This window comes from Hydrogenovibrio sp., from assembly GCF_965140365.1.
Taxonomy (GTDB): Bacteria; Pseudomonadota; Gammaproteobacteria; order Thiomicrospirales; family Thiomicrospiraceae; genus Hydrogenovibrio.
The window spans coordinates 2,028,622-2,046,493 of the sequence record NZ_OZ223196.1; the positions used below are offsets into that span (position 1 = coordinate 2,028,622).

General features: G+C 49.7%; 18 protein-coding genes and 1 tRNA gene. 8 read left to right on the plus strand and 11 right to left on the minus strand.

Annotated elements, in window-relative coordinates:
* Nucleotides 1-10: 10 nt before the first annotated feature.
* Nucleotides 11-436, plus strand: coding sequence for a hypothetical protein (locus tag AC0KH7_RS09665; RefSeq protein ID WP_472366201.1), 426 nt, complete (start codon nucleotides 11-13; stop codon nucleotides 434-436).
* Nucleotides 437-443: 7 nt separating this feature from the next.
* Here AC0KH7_RS09665 and AC0KH7_RS09670 read toward each other — a convergent pair whose 3' ends face one another.
* The gene (locus AC0KH7_RS09670; protein WP_472372915.1) at nucleotides 444-1,376 is read right to left on the minus strand and encodes a PilZ domain-containing protein; all 933 of its coding nucleotides are present in this window, start codon (nucleotides 1,374-1,376) and stop codon (nucleotides 444-446) included.
* Between the two features lie 66 nt (nucleotides 1,377-1,442).
* Nucleotides 1,443-2,117, minus strand: coding sequence for an alpha/beta hydrolase (locus AC0KH7_RS09675; protein WP_472372917.1), 675 nt, complete (start codon nucleotides 2,115-2,117; stop codon nucleotides 1,443-1,445).
* Nucleotides 2,118-2,373: 256 nt separating this feature from the next.
* On the opposite strand from AC0KH7_RS09675, the gene lptM reads away from it, so the two are divergent.
* The gene (lptM, locus tag AC0KH7_RS09680) at nucleotides 2,374-2,577 is read left to right on the plus strand and encodes an LPS translocon maturation chaperone LptM (RefSeq protein WP_472372919.1); all 204 of its coding nucleotides are present in this window, start codon (nucleotides 2,374-2,376) and stop codon (nucleotides 2,575-2,577) included.
* Nucleotides 2,574-3,839, plus strand: coding sequence for a diaminopimelate decarboxylase (gene lysA / locus AC0KH7_RS09685; protein ID WP_472372920.1), 1,266 nt, complete (start codon nucleotides 2,574-2,576; stop codon nucleotides 3,837-3,839). Before lptM ends, lysA begins: the two co-directional genes overlap by 4 nt.
* Nucleotides 3,840-3,906: 67 nt before the next feature.
* Here the strand turns inward: lysA and AC0KH7_RS09690 are convergent, their stop codons facing one another.
* The 5 genes from AC0KH7_RS09690 to AC0KH7_RS09710 form a co-directional block, all read right to left on the minus strand.
* Entirely contained in the window at nucleotides 3,907-5,070 is a 1,164-nt protein-coding gene (locus AC0KH7_RS09690) for a hypothetical protein (RefSeq protein ID WP_472372922.1), read from the minus strand.
* 19 nt (nucleotides 5,071-5,089) lie between these two features.
* The gene (locus AC0KH7_RS09695; protein WP_472372924.1) at nucleotides 5,090-6,286 is read right to left on the minus strand and encodes a class I SAM-dependent rRNA methyltransferase; all 1,197 of its coding nucleotides are present in this window, start codon (nucleotides 6,284-6,286) and stop codon (nucleotides 5,090-5,092) included.
* A gap of 131 nt (nucleotides 6,287-6,417) precedes the next feature.
* Complete coding sequence (gene gcvH / locus AC0KH7_RS09700; RefSeq protein ID WP_472372926.1) at nucleotides 6,418-6,804, minus strand: glycine cleavage system protein GcvH; 387 nt, start codon at nucleotides 6,802-6,804, stop codon at nucleotides 6,418-6,420.
* Between the two features lie 132 nt (nucleotides 6,805-6,936).
* Nucleotides 6,937-8,787, minus strand: a complete 1,851-nt coding sequence (locus AC0KH7_RS09705; RefSeq protein WP_472372928.1) for a GGDEF domain-containing protein — start codon at nucleotides 8,785-8,787, stop codon at nucleotides 6,937-6,939.
* A gap of 167 nt (nucleotides 8,788-8,954) precedes the next feature.
* The gene (locus tag AC0KH7_RS09710) at nucleotides 8,955-10,526 is read right to left on the minus strand and encodes a pyruvate kinase (RefSeq protein ID WP_472372929.1); all 1,572 of its coding nucleotides are present in this window, start codon (nucleotides 10,524-10,526) and stop codon (nucleotides 8,955-8,957) included.
* Between the two features lie 192 nt (nucleotides 10,527-10,718).
* On the opposite strand from AC0KH7_RS09710, the gene AC0KH7_RS09715 reads away from it, so the two are divergent.
* The 5 genes from AC0KH7_RS09715 to AC0KH7_RS09735 all read left to right on the plus strand — a co-directional run bounded on the left by AC0KH7_RS09715 (nucleotide 10,719) and on the right by AC0KH7_RS09735 (nucleotide 13,942).
* A tRNA-Arg gene (locus AC0KH7_RS09715) sits at nucleotides 10,719-10,795 on the plus strand.
* A gap of 137 nt (nucleotides 10,796-10,932) precedes the next feature.
* Nucleotides 10,933-11,529: a helix-turn-helix domain-containing protein gene (locus AC0KH7_RS09720; RefSeq protein WP_472372931.1), complete on the plus strand. Its 597-nt coding sequence runs from the start codon at nucleotides 10,933-10,935 to the stop codon at nucleotides 11,527-11,529.
* 221 nt (nucleotides 11,530-11,750) lie between these two features.
* Complete coding sequence (locus tag AC0KH7_RS09725; protein ID WP_472372933.1) at nucleotides 11,751-12,089, plus strand: P-II family nitrogen regulator; 339 nt, start codon at nucleotides 11,751-11,753, stop codon at nucleotides 12,087-12,089.
* 24 nt (nucleotides 12,090-12,113) lie between these two features.
* Nucleotides 12,114-13,367, plus strand: coding sequence for an ammonium transporter (locus tag AC0KH7_RS09730; protein ID WP_029938801.1), 1,254 nt, complete (start codon nucleotides 12,114-12,116; stop codon nucleotides 13,365-13,367).
* Nucleotides 13,368-13,489: 122 nt separating this feature from the next.
* A complete protein-coding gene (locus tag AC0KH7_RS09735; protein ID WP_472372935.1) occupies nucleotides 13,490-13,942 on the plus strand; it encodes a GNAT family N-acetyltransferase in 453 nt (150 codons plus the stop codon).
* Between the two features lie 66 nt (nucleotides 13,943-14,008).
* Here the strand turns inward: AC0KH7_RS09735 and AC0KH7_RS09740 are convergent, their stop codons facing one another.
* From AC0KH7_RS09740 to AC0KH7_RS09755, 4 genes are all read right to left on the minus strand, one after another.
* A complete protein-coding gene (locus AC0KH7_RS09740) occupies nucleotides 14,009-14,701 on the minus strand; it encodes a type 1 glutamine amidotransferase (RefSeq protein ID WP_472372937.1) in 693 nt (230 codons plus the stop codon).
* 155 nt (nucleotides 14,702-14,856) lie between these two features.
* Entirely contained in the window at nucleotides 14,857-15,711 is an 855-nt protein-coding gene (gene folD / locus AC0KH7_RS09745) for a bifunctional methylenetetrahydrofolate dehydrogenase/methenyltetrahydrofolate cyclohydrolase FolD (protein WP_472372939.1), read from the minus strand.
* An 11-nt stretch (nucleotides 15,712-15,722) separates the two neighbouring features.
* The gene (locus AC0KH7_RS09750; RefSeq protein WP_472372940.1) at nucleotides 15,723-17,045 is read right to left on the minus strand and encodes an FMN-binding glutamate synthase family protein; all 1,323 of its coding nucleotides are present in this window, start codon (nucleotides 17,043-17,045) and stop codon (nucleotides 15,723-15,725) included.
* A gap of 29 nt (nucleotides 17,046-17,074) precedes the next feature.
* Nucleotides 17,075-17,752 (minus strand): protein glxC, encoded by a 678-nt coding sequence (locus AC0KH7_RS09755; protein ID WP_472372942.1) that lies wholly within the window; start codon nucleotides 17,750-17,752, stop codon nucleotides 17,075-17,077.
* Nucleotides 17,753-17,872: the final 120 nt, after the last annotated feature.

Consider the following 17,872-nt stretch of genomic DNA (forward strand, 5'->3'; position numbering starts at 1 on the left):
TGATTACACTATGCCAGGTCGCAACCACTCTATCGAAGCCGGATTTATGGACGCACTGCCCGCCTCTTATCGAGACGCCGCCGCCGACCTCCTACATTTCTACCGTCTCAGTCAATTACTCGACATGCGGCAAAACGGCGTTTACCCGGAAGTGGCGGAACGCTTCGACCTAAAAAAAATACAATGGCAAGCAACTCTGGATGCCGTGATTTTAACCAAAGTCAGCTATTTCGACGTCACCACTCAGATGAGCCCTAAACACATCAATAAATTGCTGGAAATTACCGCGTTTGCGCTGCACCATCCCGGCGCCACCTTATCGGAGCTTTATCAATTGGTGGAAAAGGATTACCAGTTTTTTGCCGGTTGGCTCAAACAAGTACAGGAAGTGCGCCGAGAGTTCGTCAAACACGCCAAAGCGAAAGGCTTGCTTTAAAGGAACCTTAAAACAGGGCCAGTTTTTGTTCTGTAACCAAAGCCATCGCATCTTTCAGTTCACGATGCTGCTCAAACAGGGTAATGATCTCTGCATGTTCTCGGCTGAGAAACTCAAATTCCACCCCGATTTTATAAGCGAACTCGCTATTTTTCAGTGGTTTATTCAGTACAATTTTACCGCGACACACCAAAATATTATCGTCCAACTGCATGAAAATATTCATATGCGCGAACTTTTCAAAGGTGTCATTGGTATTAAAACTGAAACCACCGGCGCTGATATTCACATCCATCACCGGCCAAGAACTGGGGTCGGAAATCGAATGATAAGCCTCTTTTAAGCGCGCGAACACCGTTTCATAAAAATTGAGTTTTTGAATCAACAACTCCAACACCTTAGCGGGCAAAATACTTCGTTCACTTAAGGCCTGCAAATTGGATACATAGTCGCACTCATCAAAATTCGGTTTAATCTTACGCGGAAACAGAAAAATTTTACCGTCAATGCTGTTTTGAACCGATTCGATCAACTCGTGAATATGGTCGCTGACCTGTAGGAAAAACCCCTCAATCAACGGCCCCACTTTGGAAACATTACTGACTTCCGGCGGTGTGATTTTGCGATCTTCACGCAAGCGGAATTTATAGTCGTGACGCAACCTCGGATCATGCCCTTCAATAATGTCATCCATGAGCCAGACCATGTAGTCAATGCGATGATTGAGCATATAGAAAATACGCAAGGCATCCGATTCCGGCGAAAAGGCTTCGCTCAGAAGTTCTTTGATTTCCGCATCCAATTCTTCAAGGTGAAACGCTTCCTGACGTTTGATCAATTTATCGCGATTAACGCGCAAATGCCGCCCCTGCACATCCACGGTTTCAAAGTAGATTGGAATTTCCACGTCGTATCGAAAAAAACGTCTTACATTCGCCATTCCGGCTTTCCTTCTTGTTGCATCACTTTCCACCAGGCCTGGTCATTTTTATGTGTTGTTTTTTAGTTATATCAACAAATGCCGCTGAATGAAATGGGCAATATCGCCTATCTCCTCAGCGCACACCTGATGCGGCATCCCCGGATAGGTATGCCATTCCACCGCCCGCCCAAGCATTTGCAACGTATCACGCGATGTCTCCGCGACCGTAAATGGGCAAATCGGGTCCGCCGTGCCGTGCGCCAGAAACACCGGACAGCTGCTTGGCTGAACGTAAGAAGCCTCTCGGGCCGCTTGATGGGGAAAATAGGTCGACAATCCCATAATGCCGGCCAAAGGCGCTTCATAGCGCAACCCGGCCTGTAAAACAACGACACCGCCTTGCGAAAAACCCGCCAGCAAAATCCGTTCGGACGCAATGCCTTTGTTCCGTTCATCGTCAACCCAACCATGCACCCGCGCCACACTGGCATCGATACCGTTCCAATCAACTTGCTCCATCACCTGCGTGGTTTTAAAGTCATACCAGGCCGACATCGGATCGCCCAAATTCGCCGTCACCGGCTGCACCGGCGCGTTTGGAAACACAAAACGGATACCGTGATTGTCCGGCAACGATAAGTGCGGCAAAAGTCCTTCAAAATCGTGCCCATCGGCCCCCAAACCGTGCAACCAAATCACACTGGCGTTGGCCGCCCCTTTCGGCGGTTCGATGATAATCGGCGATTTTCCTTCTGGCATGAGCGCTCCTAAAATAATATGAAAGCCAATACACAATGGTTCACGGCGTGAGGCGAAATTGTTCAGCTCCGTATTCTAACCAATCCCTCGCGCTGAAGCCCAACCTTTCCTCAGGAGAATGCAATGTTTTTCATTTCCGGTATGGATAGGCTAAAATAGCGCCTTTAATGATACTGGGGATGGTTTGGCAATGTTCCAATTCCAACACACACATTCAGGTATAAAACCGTCTCAACGCCGCACAAGGCCGGCCAGAATGCTTTTTGGCGCCTTGCTGCTCGCCGTTGGGTTAACCGGATTGACGGGCTTGACCGCCTGCGGTAAAAAAGGGCCGCTCTACCTGCCGGAAAAACCGCAAGAAGTGACGGATGAAACCCAGAACACATCCAACCACACCACCCAGGACGACACCGCCGAACAACCGGCCCAATCGACACAACCACAACAGGAAACACCATGAGTCAGACGCCACACGCTTTCCATTATCAAAACAACACCCTTTATGCCGAAGACTGCTCCGTGGCGCAGCTGGCGGAAAAATACGGCACCCCGTTGTACGTTTACTCTCGAAACCACTTTGAAAACCGTTGGCAAGCGTTTGATGCCGCATTTGGTGATCAGCCGCACCTGGTGTGTTACGCGGTCAAAACCAACTCCAATCTGGCGATTTTGAACCTTCTGGCTCGGCTGGGTTCCGGCTTTGACATTGTCTCTCAAGGGGAATTGGAACGCGTCTTGAAAGCCGGCGGCGACCCGGCCAAGGTGGTATTTTCCGGCGTAGCGAAAAAATCCGTTGAAATCGAACGCGCCTTGACGGTAGGGATTCGCTGCTTCAATATCGAATCGCACGCGGAACTGGACCGCATTCAGGCCGTGGCAAAACGCCTCGACATCAAGGCGCCCATCTCCATCCGCGTCAACCCGGATGTGGATGCCAAAACCCACCCCTACATTTCCACCGGTTTGAAAGACAATAAATTCGGAGTGGACATCAATACCGCGCCGCAACTGTATGCCGATGCGCAAAAGCTGTCCCACATCGACATCATTGGCATCGACTGTCACATCGGTTCGCAATTGACCGAAATCACCCCATTTGTCGATGCGTTGGAACGAGTGTTAAAACTGAAAGCCTCTTTGGAAGCCCAAGGCATTCATCTACACCATCTGGATTTAGGCGGCGGTCTGGGCATTCAATACACCGATGAACAACCACCGGAAGTACGCGATTACATTCAGGCCATCCTCACCAAGCTGGACGACCCATCGATTGAAGTCATTATCGAACCGGGACGTGCCATTGCCGGTAACGCCGGTGTTTTGGTCACCGAAGTGGAATACCTAAAACCCACCGAACACAAGAATTTTGCCATTATCGACGCCGCGATGAACGATTTGATTCGCCCGGCGCTGTACCAGTCTTATCAAACCATTCAGCCGGTCTCACAACGTGCCGACGGCGACGCAACCGAGTGGGACATCGTCGGCCCGGTATGCGAAACCGGCGACTTTTTAGGCAAAGACCGCCGTTTAAGCCTGAAGGCGGGCGATTATCTGGCGGTGATGTCGTCCGGTGCCTATGGCTTCACCATGAGTTCGAACTACAATACCCGCCCGCGTGCGGCGGAAGTATTGGTGGACGGCGATCAAGATTACGAAATTCGTCCTCGCGAAACCTATGACGACTTGATGGGCTCGGAAAAATTATTGCCGACGACTTAATTATCAATCTAATCGACTTAAATAATCGACCTGAACGTTCTGAACGTTTTCCTCACCCCGTGAATCATCACGTCTGCGGTGCTTCATAGCGCCCCGCTAACCAGAGGTGAATCGCACTAAGCTGCTCTGAAGATGGTAATTGATTTTCCGATTGGCGCACGCGCGCCAGTTTGGGCTTTTCTCCTGGTGCTTCTCCTTGCGACGACGTTTCGGACAACCGCAGCAGAATCCCCACCCACTCACCGTGCAACTGCCATCCCCATAGCGAAACGTTTCCCGCCTCGTAATCCGGCCAGTCAGTCATCCAATAATGTTTCTGCAAATGGCTTAAGGCTTCCCACTCGGTTTTTTGCGTCAAACGCACTGGATGACTGCACACGTCGTCCGATGGCAAGGTGGTGGATGCGGATTCGGAAAACCACCAGGCCTGGTAGATTTTCTCCACATCCACCAGATAGCGGCAAGCCCCGATCGCCTCCAGCTCCGAATCCGGTAACGGCAAGGTTTCTGCGGCTCGATACACGTCTTCCAACTGCGCCACCAGGCTTTGACATTGCATGGGTCGGCACGGTAAACGTGCCAAGGATTGATGCAGGCGCGAACCGATCAGTTGCGGAAAACGCGCCGCCAACGATAAGGCCATGGAATTTACACGCGGCAAAGCTTGCAAGCCTTCCAGCCGGTTTTCATCCATCACACAGACCTCTACAAAATCCGAGATTTCCTCCGTCACATAGCGTAAACGCAACTTACGCAAAAACTGGACGGCTTCCTGTTTGCCCGGCCAACCGATCTCAGAAACCAACTGTGTGCGTTTATCGTTCAGCAATGCCACTATATCGGCTTCCGGAAACCCCGAGGCCACCAAACGCCAAGCCAGCATGGGAGAGTGATCCAGCAGCTCCAATAATTGCGGATAACGCCCCACATAATGCAGCAGCGTCAACTGGTGCGTCGGGAACAAGGCGCAACTGTCTTTAACCCAGTTGGGAATCTGCTTGCGCCAAGTTCCGAGCTGACCATGATCCGGCCAATCCAAAAGGGCGAGGTCATCCGGGTAATTCGGAATCGGTTCGGCCCCGATCATCATATTGTCCCACCCCGGAACGCCCAGAACTCCCATTTTCGGCATCCACTGACGCCCATCCACCCAAAGCACTTGGGCATCCGCATCCCAATAGCAGTGCTTGGCCAACTGTTTTTGTTGAATGGATAAGGCGGGTTTCATCATGCGACTCCGATTAAACGCTTTACCAGCTTTTGCCGACTCTGAAAAAGAAAGATTTGAGGTATTCGGTTTCCGAAATCGCCGGATGCACCGGGTGATCGGGGGCCTGATGGCACTGATCGAATAACTGGATTTGGCGATCCACATGACGGCTGGCTTGTTGAATCTGGTTTAACAAAGCATCACGGCTCATATGGTGCGAGCAGGACGCCGACACCAGTACACCATCGGTATTCAGCAAACGCATCGCCAGTTCATTAATGCGGCGATAACCTTCCGAGCCGGCTTTGAAATCTTTTTTGCGTTTGACGAACGCCGGTGGATCAACAATAACCACATCATACTTATGCGCGTCGGTCAACAAGGCTTTCAACACATCAAACGCATTGCCTTCAATGGTAATCACACGGTCAATGACTTCGTTGAGGACCGCGTTCTGCTCCAAACCGTCCAACGCGAAGGCCGATGCATCGACACAGGTAACTTCCGTCGCGCCGGCGACGGCCGCTTCAATCCCCCAGCCGCCCAAGTAACTGAATACATCCAACACCGTCTTGCCTTTCACCAGCGATTGCAGCCGCGCACGGGCCGAACGGTGGTCATAAAACCAACCGGTCTTCTGGCCTTCTTCCGCCGGGATCATGAAACGGGCACCGTTTTCGGCCATTTGAATCGATTCCGGCAGCGTGCCGATGGCGACTTCGGTGTAAAGCGGCAGGCCTTCCAGTTCTCGACTGCCGGTATCGTTACGTAATACCAACGCCTGCGGGTGGTACAAGTTTTCAATGGTCTGAACCACCTCCTCCTTCATCGCTTCCATGCCAGCGGTGGTGATTTGCGCCACAAACACATCACCGAAACGGTCAATCACCAAGCCTGGCAACCCATCGGATTCACCGAAGACCAAACGATAATACGGGGCATCGTAGTTGAGTTCACGCAACGCCTGCGCTGCTTGAATGCGTTTTTTCAAAAACGCTTGGTTGAACGAGACTTTCGGGTTTCGGCTAAGCAAGCGCCCGCAAATCAACGTATTCGGATTGACGTAAGCCAGGCCGATGGCTTTACCATTGGCGGCTTCCACCGTCACCACCTGTCCGGGTTCGAAGCTTTTCAGCGGCGATACCTGGTTATCCACCTCATTACTGAAAATCCAGAGATGCCCTTGTTTCAGGCGTTTTTCTTCATTTTTTTTCAGTCTTAAAACCGCTTCGGTCATAGTCTTTCCTTAAAGTGTTAACGTAAAAAGGGCATCAAGCCCATGGCGCAATGGCCGGTAGGCTGTATGCCCTTTTCAATGATTGGGAAAATCGGGTAAGTCAGCGAGCTATTTGGCTTTTTAGCATTCCGCTATTGATCGATCATCGCTTGATAATCGTTATCCGAAAGAAGGTTGTCCAACTCAGACTCGCCGTGCGGCGCAATTTTGAACAGCCAACCGCCATCATAAGGTTCATCATTGACCAATTCCGGTTCGTCTTCCAGCTCAGTGTTCACCGCCACGATTTCGCCGCTCAAAGGCGAAAAAATGTCGGACGCGGCTTTCACCGACTCCAGCGACATCACTTCTTCACCTTGGGCAATGTCGGTGCCGACTTCCGGCAGATGCGCCGCCATTAAGTCACCAAGTGACTCCTGAGCAAAGTCGGTGATCCCCACAACCGCGTCTCCAGACTCGTCGATATACACCCACTCATGCGACTCCGCATATTTTAAATGATTTGGTAAAACGCTCACGGCGACACTCCATACACATTAAATTGACTCTGCCGCAAATCATACCAAAAAACGGGATAAAAAACCGATAAAGGCCCAGCTTAAGCGTTTCTAAAAAATGACCAGGCCTGGTCATTTTTGAAGGAAGAATAATTACAAACTGCGGTCGATTTCCACCCGGTTACGACCTTGTTGCTTGGCCAGGTACAAGGCTCGGTCGGCACGCTTGTAAAAGCTTTGCAAGGAATCCCCCGCCTCAAGCTGCACCACCCCAAGACTGATGGTGACGGACAAACGCCCTTTATCAACGGTCATATCGGCCACCGCCTCTCGATAACGCTCGGCCAGAATGAGTGCATTTTCAAGGTTGGTATCCGGTAACATAATCGCAAACTCTTCCCCCCCAACACGGCAGAGAACATCCCGCACCCGTAACAACCCATCAAGCACTTGAGACACTTCAACCAACACTTTATCGCCCATATCATGGCCATGCGCGTCATTGACCTGTTTGAAATGGTCCACATCAATAAACACCATGCAAAACGGATCCGGCCATTCCGACATGACATTTTGAAGATATTGATTGAAGTAATGGCGATTATGCACATCAGTCAATTCATCATGCGCAATCAAATACTCTAAACGATTTTTATAATGTTCTTCTTCTGTGATATCGGTCATCAAAACACTGACGTAATCGGTACCGAAATGCGATGAAATATCGGTCGCTTTAACCAAAAAAATGTAATCCTGATCATGCCAACGTATCTTGGCATAATGCGATTTTTCTTTGTTTCCAATCACATAATCAAACCAATAGGTGCCGCCTTCCATATAACGCCGCAAATACCCTTCTTCCGGAACAAACAGCTCACAAATACAGTGATAGGCTTGATGGAATTCTTCTATATTCTGAAAGGAATCGAAAAACTCGAAAAAACGACGATTGGCGAACAAAATGCGCCGATGGTTGGAAACATAAACAATTTCCGTCGATGTATCAAACACCTCAAAGAAAAACCGCTTTTCCAAATCCGCTTGATGCTTGAAGTACATCATCGCCAATAACATAATCAACAGCAGCACGATAAACAATGTCATGATAATGAACTGTTTTTGGGTATCGTAAACATGCATGAATTCAAAGCTATCCAACGGCTTCAAGGTGACCCAGGTCGCCATGGGGTGACCATTGATATCCGAGATATGACGAGTCACCATAAGATGCCCGTCAAAAACCTGATACCCCGAATGTTTGAAAGCCCGTTCAACACCGTATCGCTCAATCAAAGACACATCCGGCTCCGTCGCATCGATATTGGCGACATAATAATCATCGATGAATCGACCGGTAAAGGCATTGGTTAATTGTTTTCGGTAACGTTTGTCCACCAGCACCACCGAATGCACATGGCTCATTTCCGACAACGCCTGATCAATCGAATCAATTTGTGAAATCACGTCCACCATCCCGATAAAACGGTCATGATTGTCAAAAATCGGAACGATGGACTTAAACGTGAGGGCAAACTTACCCACACTGAAATTATTGATTCTACGGGGATTTTTAATCATCGAAGCGATATCCTGGCGCACCTTGGCCAGATTATCGCCCTTTTTAGTCGTCCAGCTTCGAGCCAAACTCACGCCGGTTTTGTCTACCAGCTGAATCCAAACCCCTTTGTATTTAGTTAAGGTTTTTAATTGACGGGTATAATGCGCCAGCTTTTTTTGTAAATCCGGGTCTCCGTTCAGAAGCGCGTTTTTAAAATTCGGTGGCGATGTCATGGCGACGGCCAGCGCTTGCGTAGTGTTTTGCTTTTCCTGAATCAGCACATCCACTTTTTCAATCAAGGAGGATTGGTAGAATTGAAACTCTTGATTACGCGCATCGTCAACCTGCCAACTGTAAAGCATATAAACGACGGGCGAAAGAAGCACCGCTGTCAGTAAAATCAGCCACCAGAAATGCTTATTGATGAGTCGAAGGTAAGTCGGCATAGAATAGGCTTTAAAAAATAATGGAAATTGTCCTTTTTTTCAGCTGTCACGTCCAATAAAAGACTAACACATAGGAATAAATTAAACTAATTTTCTCCCTTAACCAGCTTCTTGAACCTGTCAGCCGCCAAGCCTTATCGCCAAGTACCCGAATCACCGAACGCAGTTTATAACTGCAAGATGTCCATGTGGGTATGACTTTTGAACTGCTGAGATTCCATTTTTTGCAATACGTCACTCAATAACCGTACCGCCTCGGTAATGTACGGACCTTTATTCAACATCACGCATTCAGCACGTTGAGACATGGCCGCATCGGTGATTTCCGGGCGCGAAATACGCCCGTCTTTGACAAAGGATTCCATCACTTGCGTGGCCCAAACAACGGGAATATGGGCCGCCTCACACACCCTTAGAATCTGGTCTTGCACTCCGGCCATGCGAACACTGCCTAACTCCACCGCCAAATCCCCTCGCGCCAACATCACGCCCAGTTCGATATTGCGCGACAAACTGACGGCCAAAATCGTCGGGAGCTGACGCACGGCTTTCGCCGTTTCGATTTTCGCCAGAATCGGCAAAGGCTCCACATCTTTTTCACGCATCCGGTTGTGTAACCGTAAAACATCTTCCGCGCATTCGGTAAACGACAGACCGACCATATCCGCATGTTGACAAACGAAATCGAGATCATGCTCATCTTTGTCGCTGAGTGTCGGTAACGCCAAATCTGTATTCGGAAAGTTGAGGCCCTTTTCCGGTTTCAAGCGGACGCCGCCCGGCCCAACCTGAGTCATATCGATCAACAGGGCCTCATCCCGTTTATCCATTACCTCACCGCCCATTTTGCCGTCATCAAACCAGACGCTGTCACCGATGGACACCATCGCAATCACATCCTGGCAAGTGACCGTCACCATGGCATGCACCGACAGGCCAAAGACCGCTTCCATTTCGGAAAAACCCGCTTTATCACGACACAGTAACACTTTGTCATGTCGGTGAATTTTCGGGTAAGCACCTTTTTGGGACTTTTGCCCGCTTTCGAATTTATCACGCGTTTTTTGTGATGCCGCCTGGCCGATTTGAATGTCACCGGTGCGGATTTTGTGCCCCGCCAAATCCATCAAAACCGGACAGGTCACACCCAACGCCTTGGCCTGACCACGAATATGACGAACCATTTTTAACCAGGCCTGGTCATTATCATGTGCACAATTAATACGGGCGCAATTCATGCCCGCCGCCAAGAGCGATTCCACCAAGTCCGGGTTATCCGCCGCTTCGGAAGGCAGAGTCACCAAAATGTATTCACTCCGGTTTTCTGGCCGAGCACCGTACAGACGACCTGCCCGCTTTTGCAACGCATGATAACCGGCTTCATACCCCAGGCACCATTCGGCTTTTTCGGGGGCATAAGCCGCGCCATCCACCGCAAGTGACAGGACATTTAACACCGCATCGATATTGGAAAGCACATGCGGCTCCACTCGTCCCAAGGACGACAGCCCGGCCGCCGCCAACCCCGATTGCAACGCATGAAGATTTTCCCGGCGCATGACCTGATAATTGAGCAGATTATGCAAGCTGAACAGCCGCCCGCCGTCGTTTGTTTGCACATCGATTGATTGTAGCTCGGTTTGCGTCTCGCCTAGGATACGCGCCCTCAAAGCTTTCAACCGAACGAATAATCTTTCCAGAGAAACGTCTTCTCCAGATTTCATTTCAAAATGCGTCATAGCCGCCTCGCACTCAACCCAAGATGGTTTCAGAATAGCCACCGAAATTGACAACCAAATGAAACCTATTGGGGTTTCTCCAGACTTCACGGCAACGCACTTAACAGCGGTTCTGCGCTTTTCGATGGATTAAGCTGTTCATATGCATGCGAAACCCTTATAATGTGCCCGTTTTCAAAACACATTCAAAACGCGCCCGTAGCTCAGCTGGATAGAGCGTTGCCCTCCGGAGGCAAAGGTCTGGGGTTCGAATCCCTTCGGGCGCGCCATTACACAGCCTTTCTTATCCATCAATAACGCATTCGGCCATACTCTCGCCTAACTGGGCTATAAAAAATTACTTAGTTTTTTAGTGGATTGGATTGGGTATAATATTGTCATTATCTCTAAGAAAAAGACTGATTCAATGAGCGCAAAAGACAACCAATCCCTCGACCTCTACATCGGAAAAATCATCAATAATGTTCGGAAGAAACAAGGCCTGACCATCGCGGAAATTTCCGAGCAGTCCGGTGTCAGCCGAGGGATGTTGAGCAAAATTGAAAACGGTCAAGTGTCGCCCAGCCTGGATTCTTTATTGAAAATTGCGCGCGCGCTCGGCGTGCCGATCTCAGCGTTCTTTAAAGAGTTTGATGCCGAAGAAGGCGGCGCTCAGCTGGTCAAAGCCGAGGAAGCCCTTGAAGTGGTTCGTCGCGGCACCAAAGTCGGGCACACCTATCATCTTCTGGCTTATGACTCCGGCCCACACAAAACCTTCGAGCCCTTCTTGATCTCGCTGGACAACAAAAGTGAAATCTTCCCGACCTTCGCCCACGAAGGTACAGTTTTCATGTATTTGCTGGAAGGTGAAATGATTTACCGACACGGAAAACAAACCTATCACATGAAACCCGGTGACTCTTTAACATACAACGCTCAAGTCTCTCATGGGCCGGAAGAGTTGTTACAAGTTCCAATCAAATTTCTCAATGTCATTCATTACAACCACACTGCACCAGAATAATTTCCCTCCAATCAATTTCAGTGCAACACAGCATTGCTTTACGATCAATTCCGCCCCATATTAAAACTAATACCTTGAAATTAAATACAATTTAATTATTGGTATTAAACTTCCTTTCTTCCTCGCAGGTATTTGTTCCATACCTAAAAACTTAACCAAATTACCTTTGACGCCAAAGGTAATTTGGTTCTTTTTAGTTTCTCGTTCAGGGGAGGTCGCATATGAAGTTAGTGAAAGCGATCATTAATCCTTACAAGTTGAATGACGTCCGTGATGCGCTTTCCGATTTAGGAAGCTACGGACTGACGACAACAGAAGTAAAGGGTTATGGTCGTCAAAAAGGACAAAAGGAAATCTATCGCGGTGCAGAATACGAAATCTCTTATGTACCCAAGATTATGATTGAATTGGCGATTTCGGACGATGCGCTCGACAGTGTCGTGACATGCATATCCGAAACAGCCAGAACCGGAAAAGTGGGAGATGGCAAAATTTTTGTCATGCCAATCGAAGAAGTCATCAGAGTTCGTACCGCTGAAACGGGAGATGACGCTTTATAAAAGAAGTGAACATGGAGTAATTTTATGGAAGGAAATTTTTTACAACTATCCTATGCACTGGATACGTTTTACTTTTTGATGAGCGCCGTGCTCGTCATGTGGATGGCCGCCGGGTTTGCCATGCTGGAAGCCGGTCTGGTTCGCAGCAAGAACACGGTTGAAATCTTAACCAAAAACGCACTGCTTTACAGTGTTGCCTGTACGATGTACCTGATTGTCGGGTATAACTTCATGTATCCTGGCGACCCAATCAGCGCTTACCTACCGAACATCTCGTTCCTGTTAGGCGCGGACAATGCGGTTGATGCCGTCGTCGCTGGCGGAGACGGTGCCCCTTACTACTCAGGCATGTCTGACTTCATCTTCCAGGCGGTTTTCGCGGCTGCGACGATGTCGATTGTTTCCGGTGCGATTGCTGAGCGTATGAAGCTTTGGCCTTTCTTGGTGTTCGCAGTTGTCATGACGGCGTTCATTTACCCTATGGAAGGTTACTGGAAATGGGGCGGTGGCTGGTTGGATCAGCTAGGCTTCCAAGACTTCGCTGGTTCCGTTGTTGTTCACATGGCTGGTGCCGCTGCCGCTTTGGCTGCTGTCATCCTGGTCGGACCACGTCTTGGTAAATACGGTCCTAACGGTGAAGTACGTGCGATTCCAGGTGCGAACCTTCCAATGGCCACCCTGGGTATGTTCATTCTTTGGATGGGCTGGTTCGGGTTCAACGGTGGTTCTGAGCTGATGATCTCCAATGTTGACGAAGCGAACGCGGTTGCGGCTATCTTCGTAAACACGAATGCGGCCGCTGCCGGTGGTATGATTGCCGCTGCATTGTTGGGACGTTTCATGTTCGGTAAGACCGACTTGACCATGGCGATCAACGGTGCCTTGGCCGGTCTGGTATCCATCACGGCTGAACCGCTGGCACCAACACCTGGTCTAGCTCTGATCATCGGTATGGTCGGTGGTATCATCGTGGTACTTTCCATCATCGGTATGGACAAAATGAAGCTTGACGATCCAGTCGGTGCGATCTCCGTTCACGGTACCGCCGGTATCTGGGGTATCTTCGCGGTATTGTTCAGCAACTCCGACGCGACTTTCATGGGTCAGTTGATCGGTACGGTTGCAACATTCGCTTGGATGTTCATCGCTTCGTTCATTGTGCTTTACATCATCAAGAAAGCGGTTGGCCTACGCCCAACTGAAGAACAAGAACAAGAAGGCTTGGACGTTGAAGAATGTGGTATGGAAGCCTACCCAGAATTCAACCAAAAAAACTAAGTCATACTTAGATGTAAAGAAACGAAAAACCGCCGCTCTCATACGGCGGTTTTTTTATTCTTGAAAGCCCTTAATAAAAACGGGATTTTTTATTAAGTGTTTTTAAAAGGTAAAAATAATAGATGTCAACGCAGATCAGACAAGCCACTTTCCAGGACATTCCCGAAATGGTCGTCCTACTTAAATCCTTATTCGCGCTGGAAGCCGATTTCGATTTCGATATCGACAAACAGGTCAAAGGCATTGGCTTTATCATCGAGAATAAAGATTGCTGCTATCTGGTAGCCGAATCAAACAATCACGTCATCGGCATCTGTAGCGCGCAATGGGTTTATTCCACCTCGGAAGGAGCCAAATCCGCCTGGATTGAAGACCTGATTGTCCACCCGACCCATCAAGGTACAGGCATTGGTAAACAGTTATTGAACGCGATACTGGATTGGTGCGAACAGCAAGGTTGCACGAGAGCGCAACTGGTGTATGACAAAGACAATACCAATGCCATCGCGTTTTATGAGAAAGCCGGCTGGCAGATGACAAATCTCGGGGTTTTAAAGATTCACCCAGCCGAGTAACAAGAAACGCCCGAGGAATCTCGAGCGCCATGTATCACAAATTTAAAGAAGTTCCGACAGAACGCCTCAAGCGTTCCGAACCAGATAGTCGAGCAAATCGAACAATACCGGCCGCACCGTCAGAATTTTCGCCTCCGGCTTGGCCAACATGAGGCCTGGTGGCTGAACATAGTCCCCTTCCGTCATCTGATCGCCGATCTCATCAATCCATTCCTGAATAATGGAGGGCGTCACTTCCGGGTGGCATTGCAAACCAATGATGCGCTCACCAAGTTGAAACCCTTGATTTGAACAGGCCTGACTTTGAAGCAAACGCTTGGCGCCCTTCGGTAACGCAAAGGTTTCACTGTGCCAGTTGAAAATCTCAATTTCGTCCGGAAAGCGAAAAACCGCTGCGTCGTCGCTCACATTCGAGACTTTGTGCCAACCGATTTCCACTTCCGGGTTATCCGTGACTTTCGCGCCCAGCGCTGCGGCAATCAACTGCCCGCCCAGGCAAATGCCCAATAACGGAATGTCGGCCTTCACCACATCACGAATATATTGTTTTTCCGCCACCAACCAAGGGTAATTGACTTCGTCATTCACACTCATTGGCCCACCGAGCGCAATCACCAAGTCCGTGGATGCCAAATCAGGATAACGCACGTTGGGTTCATACAAAACCACGGTTTCGACCGAGGCCGATTTCGCCTGCAACCATACCTCGATTTGCCCGAGCCGTTCAAACGGCGCGTGCTTTAACACCACCACATTCATGCCCCATCTCCTATCAAGTCATTGCCTGTTTATCAGACACATTTAATCAAAAAAGCCTAACCGCCTAAAACAAAAAAAGCCGTGCGCCACACTCATGAAATGGCTAACACGGCAAACGAAACGAAAAATACAAACTTATGAAGAAACCATCATTTTTAAGACAGTTGATGTCGCTCGCAGGCAATCAAAGTATTTTCCAGCAGAGTTGCAATGGTCATCGGCCCCACACCACCCGGCACAGGTGTCACATACCCGGCCACGTCTAACGCGGTTTTTTCAACATCCCCGGTCAAAGAACCGTCTTCCAAACGATTAATGCCCACATCAATGACAATGCAGCCCGGTTTCAACCAATCCGCCGGAATAAAGCCCGGTTTCCCGACCGCCACCACCAAAATATCGGCCATGGCAACGTGCCCTTTCAAATCGTCGGTAAACCGATGGCATACCGTCGTTGTCGCACCCGCCAACAATAATTCCAGCGACATCGGACGCCCGACAATATTGGAGGCGCCCACAATCACCGCATGCTTGCCTTTGGCGGATAAACCATAATGATTTAACAACGTCATACAACCGTACGGTGTGCAGGGACGCAAGGTGGGCATTCGCACCGTCAAACGACCGATGTTATACGGATGAAACCCATCGACATCTTTGTCGGGATGAATGGCTTCAATCACGGTTTCAGCTTCAATGTGATTCGGCAAGGGCAATTGAACCAAAATCCCGTCAATCGAACAGTCATCGTTCAATTGACGAATCAACTCCAACAGCTCGGCTTGCGTGGTCGAAGAGGACAAATGCCAGGATTTGGACACAAAGCCCACTTCCTCACACGCCCGTTTCTTATTGTTCACATAAACCGATGAGGCCGGATCGTCACCAATCAGAATAACGGCCAGGCCTGGCGCTCTCAGGCCCTGCGATAAACGCATATCGACCTGATCTTTGATTTTGTCGCGAACCGCTTTTGAGACGACCTTACCGTCAATAATCTGTGCGCTCATGGCTCAACCTTTTAATAGTTTGATTTACCCGGAACCCAGTCCGTACCCGCTAAAGGCACACCTGCCATCGCGGCCGCTTCCACATTCAAGGCCACCAGATCTTCCGGTTCCAGATTATGCAAGTGAGACTTACCACAGGCACGTGCCAGTGTTTGCGCTTCCATGGTCAACACATTCAAATAGTTAGCCAAACGTTTACCGGCTTCTTCCGGGTTCAAACGCGCCGCCAATTCCGTGTCTTGCGTGGAAATACCCGCCGGGCATTTACCTTCATGATAATCGTCGTAGAAACCGGCCGCCGAACCGATTTTTTGATACTCGGCGTCCCATTTCGGATGGTTACAGCCCAACGCGACCAGTGCCGCCGTCCCAATCGCAACCGCATCGGCACCCAATGCCATGGCTTTGGCCACATCGGCACCACTGCGAATCCCGCCGGAAACAATCAATTGAACCTTACGGTGCATGTCCATTTCCTGCAAAGCGCGCACCGCTTGTGGAATCGCCGCCATAGTCGGAATCCCGACGTGTTCGATGAAGACATCCTGCGTCGCCGCCGTCCCACCTTGCATGCCGTCCAAGACAATCACATCGGCACCGGCTTTCACCGCCAGCTTCACGTCGTAGTAAGTGCGGGTCGCCCCCACTTTAATGTAAATCGGTACTTGCCAATCGGTGATTTCACGCAGTTCTTGAATCTTAATCGCCAAATCGTCCGGGCCAGTCCAATCCGGGTGACGACAGGCACTGCGTTGGTCAATGCCTTTCGGCAGGTTACGCATCTGTGCAACACGGTCGGTAATTTTCTGCCCCAGCAACATCCCGCCACCGCCCGGCTTAGCGCCCTGCCCCAAGACCACCTCAATGGCATCGGCTTTACGCAAATCATCCGGGTTCATCCCATAACGAGACGGCAAATACTGATAGACCAACGTTTTGGAGGTTTGTCGCTCTTCCGGCGTCATCCCGCCGTCACCGGTGGTGGTACTGGTGCCAACCATGTTCGCACCACGCCCAAGCGACTCCTTCGCGTTGGCGGACAAAGCCCCAAAGCTCATCCCGGCGATGGTCACAGGAATATCCAACTTAATCGGTTTTTTGGCAAAACGTGTCCCCAAAGTGACATCGGTACCGCACTTCTCACGGTAACCTTCCAATGGGTAACGCGACATACTGGCCCCTAGGAACAATAAATCATCGAAATGCGGCACCTTACGCTTCGCACCAAACCCGCGAATGTCATAAATACCCGTTTCCGCGGCACGTTGAATTTCATGAATTACGTCACGGCTAAAAGTTGCGGATTCGATTAATCCAGGTTGTTTCATCGTCATATCTGACTCCTTGCAATTAGGTTAATGCCTTAATACGCCGAGGCGTTATCGACTTTAAAGGTGTAAAGCTGGCGAGCCGAACCGTAACGGGTAAAGCTGTGCGGATCTTCATCGCAACCGGCTTCTTTCAACAATGCGGAAAGTTCTTCGATATGCTCTGGACGCATCTCTTTTTGAATACAATCCGCTCCCAAAGACTCAACGGTGCCTTTGACATACAAATGGGCTTCATACAAGGAATCCCCCAAGGCTTCACCGGCATCGCCACATACGACCAAACACCCTGATTGCCCCATAAAGGCACTCATGTGACCGACCGAGCCTTTTACAACAATATTGACGCCTTTCATGGAAATACCGCAACGGGCCGCCGCATCACCGTCCACCACCAACAGGCCACCATGCGCCGTGGCGGCGGCCGATTGGCTGGCATTGCCTTTCACGTGAACCTTACCGGACATCATGTTTTCCGCCACGCCTTGACCGGCGTTACCGTTAACAATGATTTCCGCTTCTTTATTCATACCGGCGCAGTAGTAACCGGCATTACCATTCAAGGTAATTTTCGCAGGCTGGTCCATACCAACCGCCAAGTTATGGTCACCGCTGATACCGTTTACCACCACCTCACTGGGTTTGTCTTTTGGCAAATCGTGCAAGGCTTGATTCACCTCTCGGACCGTTTGTGTTTTCAAATCAAATTCCATGGCAATTCCTTTTTCTTATTCGTTTTGAGAGCTTTGCATGAGTGGGGCGCGATAGAAAAATGAGATAAAATTTTTCTGAATTAGGCGGAAAACGCAGCGAATAGCGAGCTATTCGCCAGT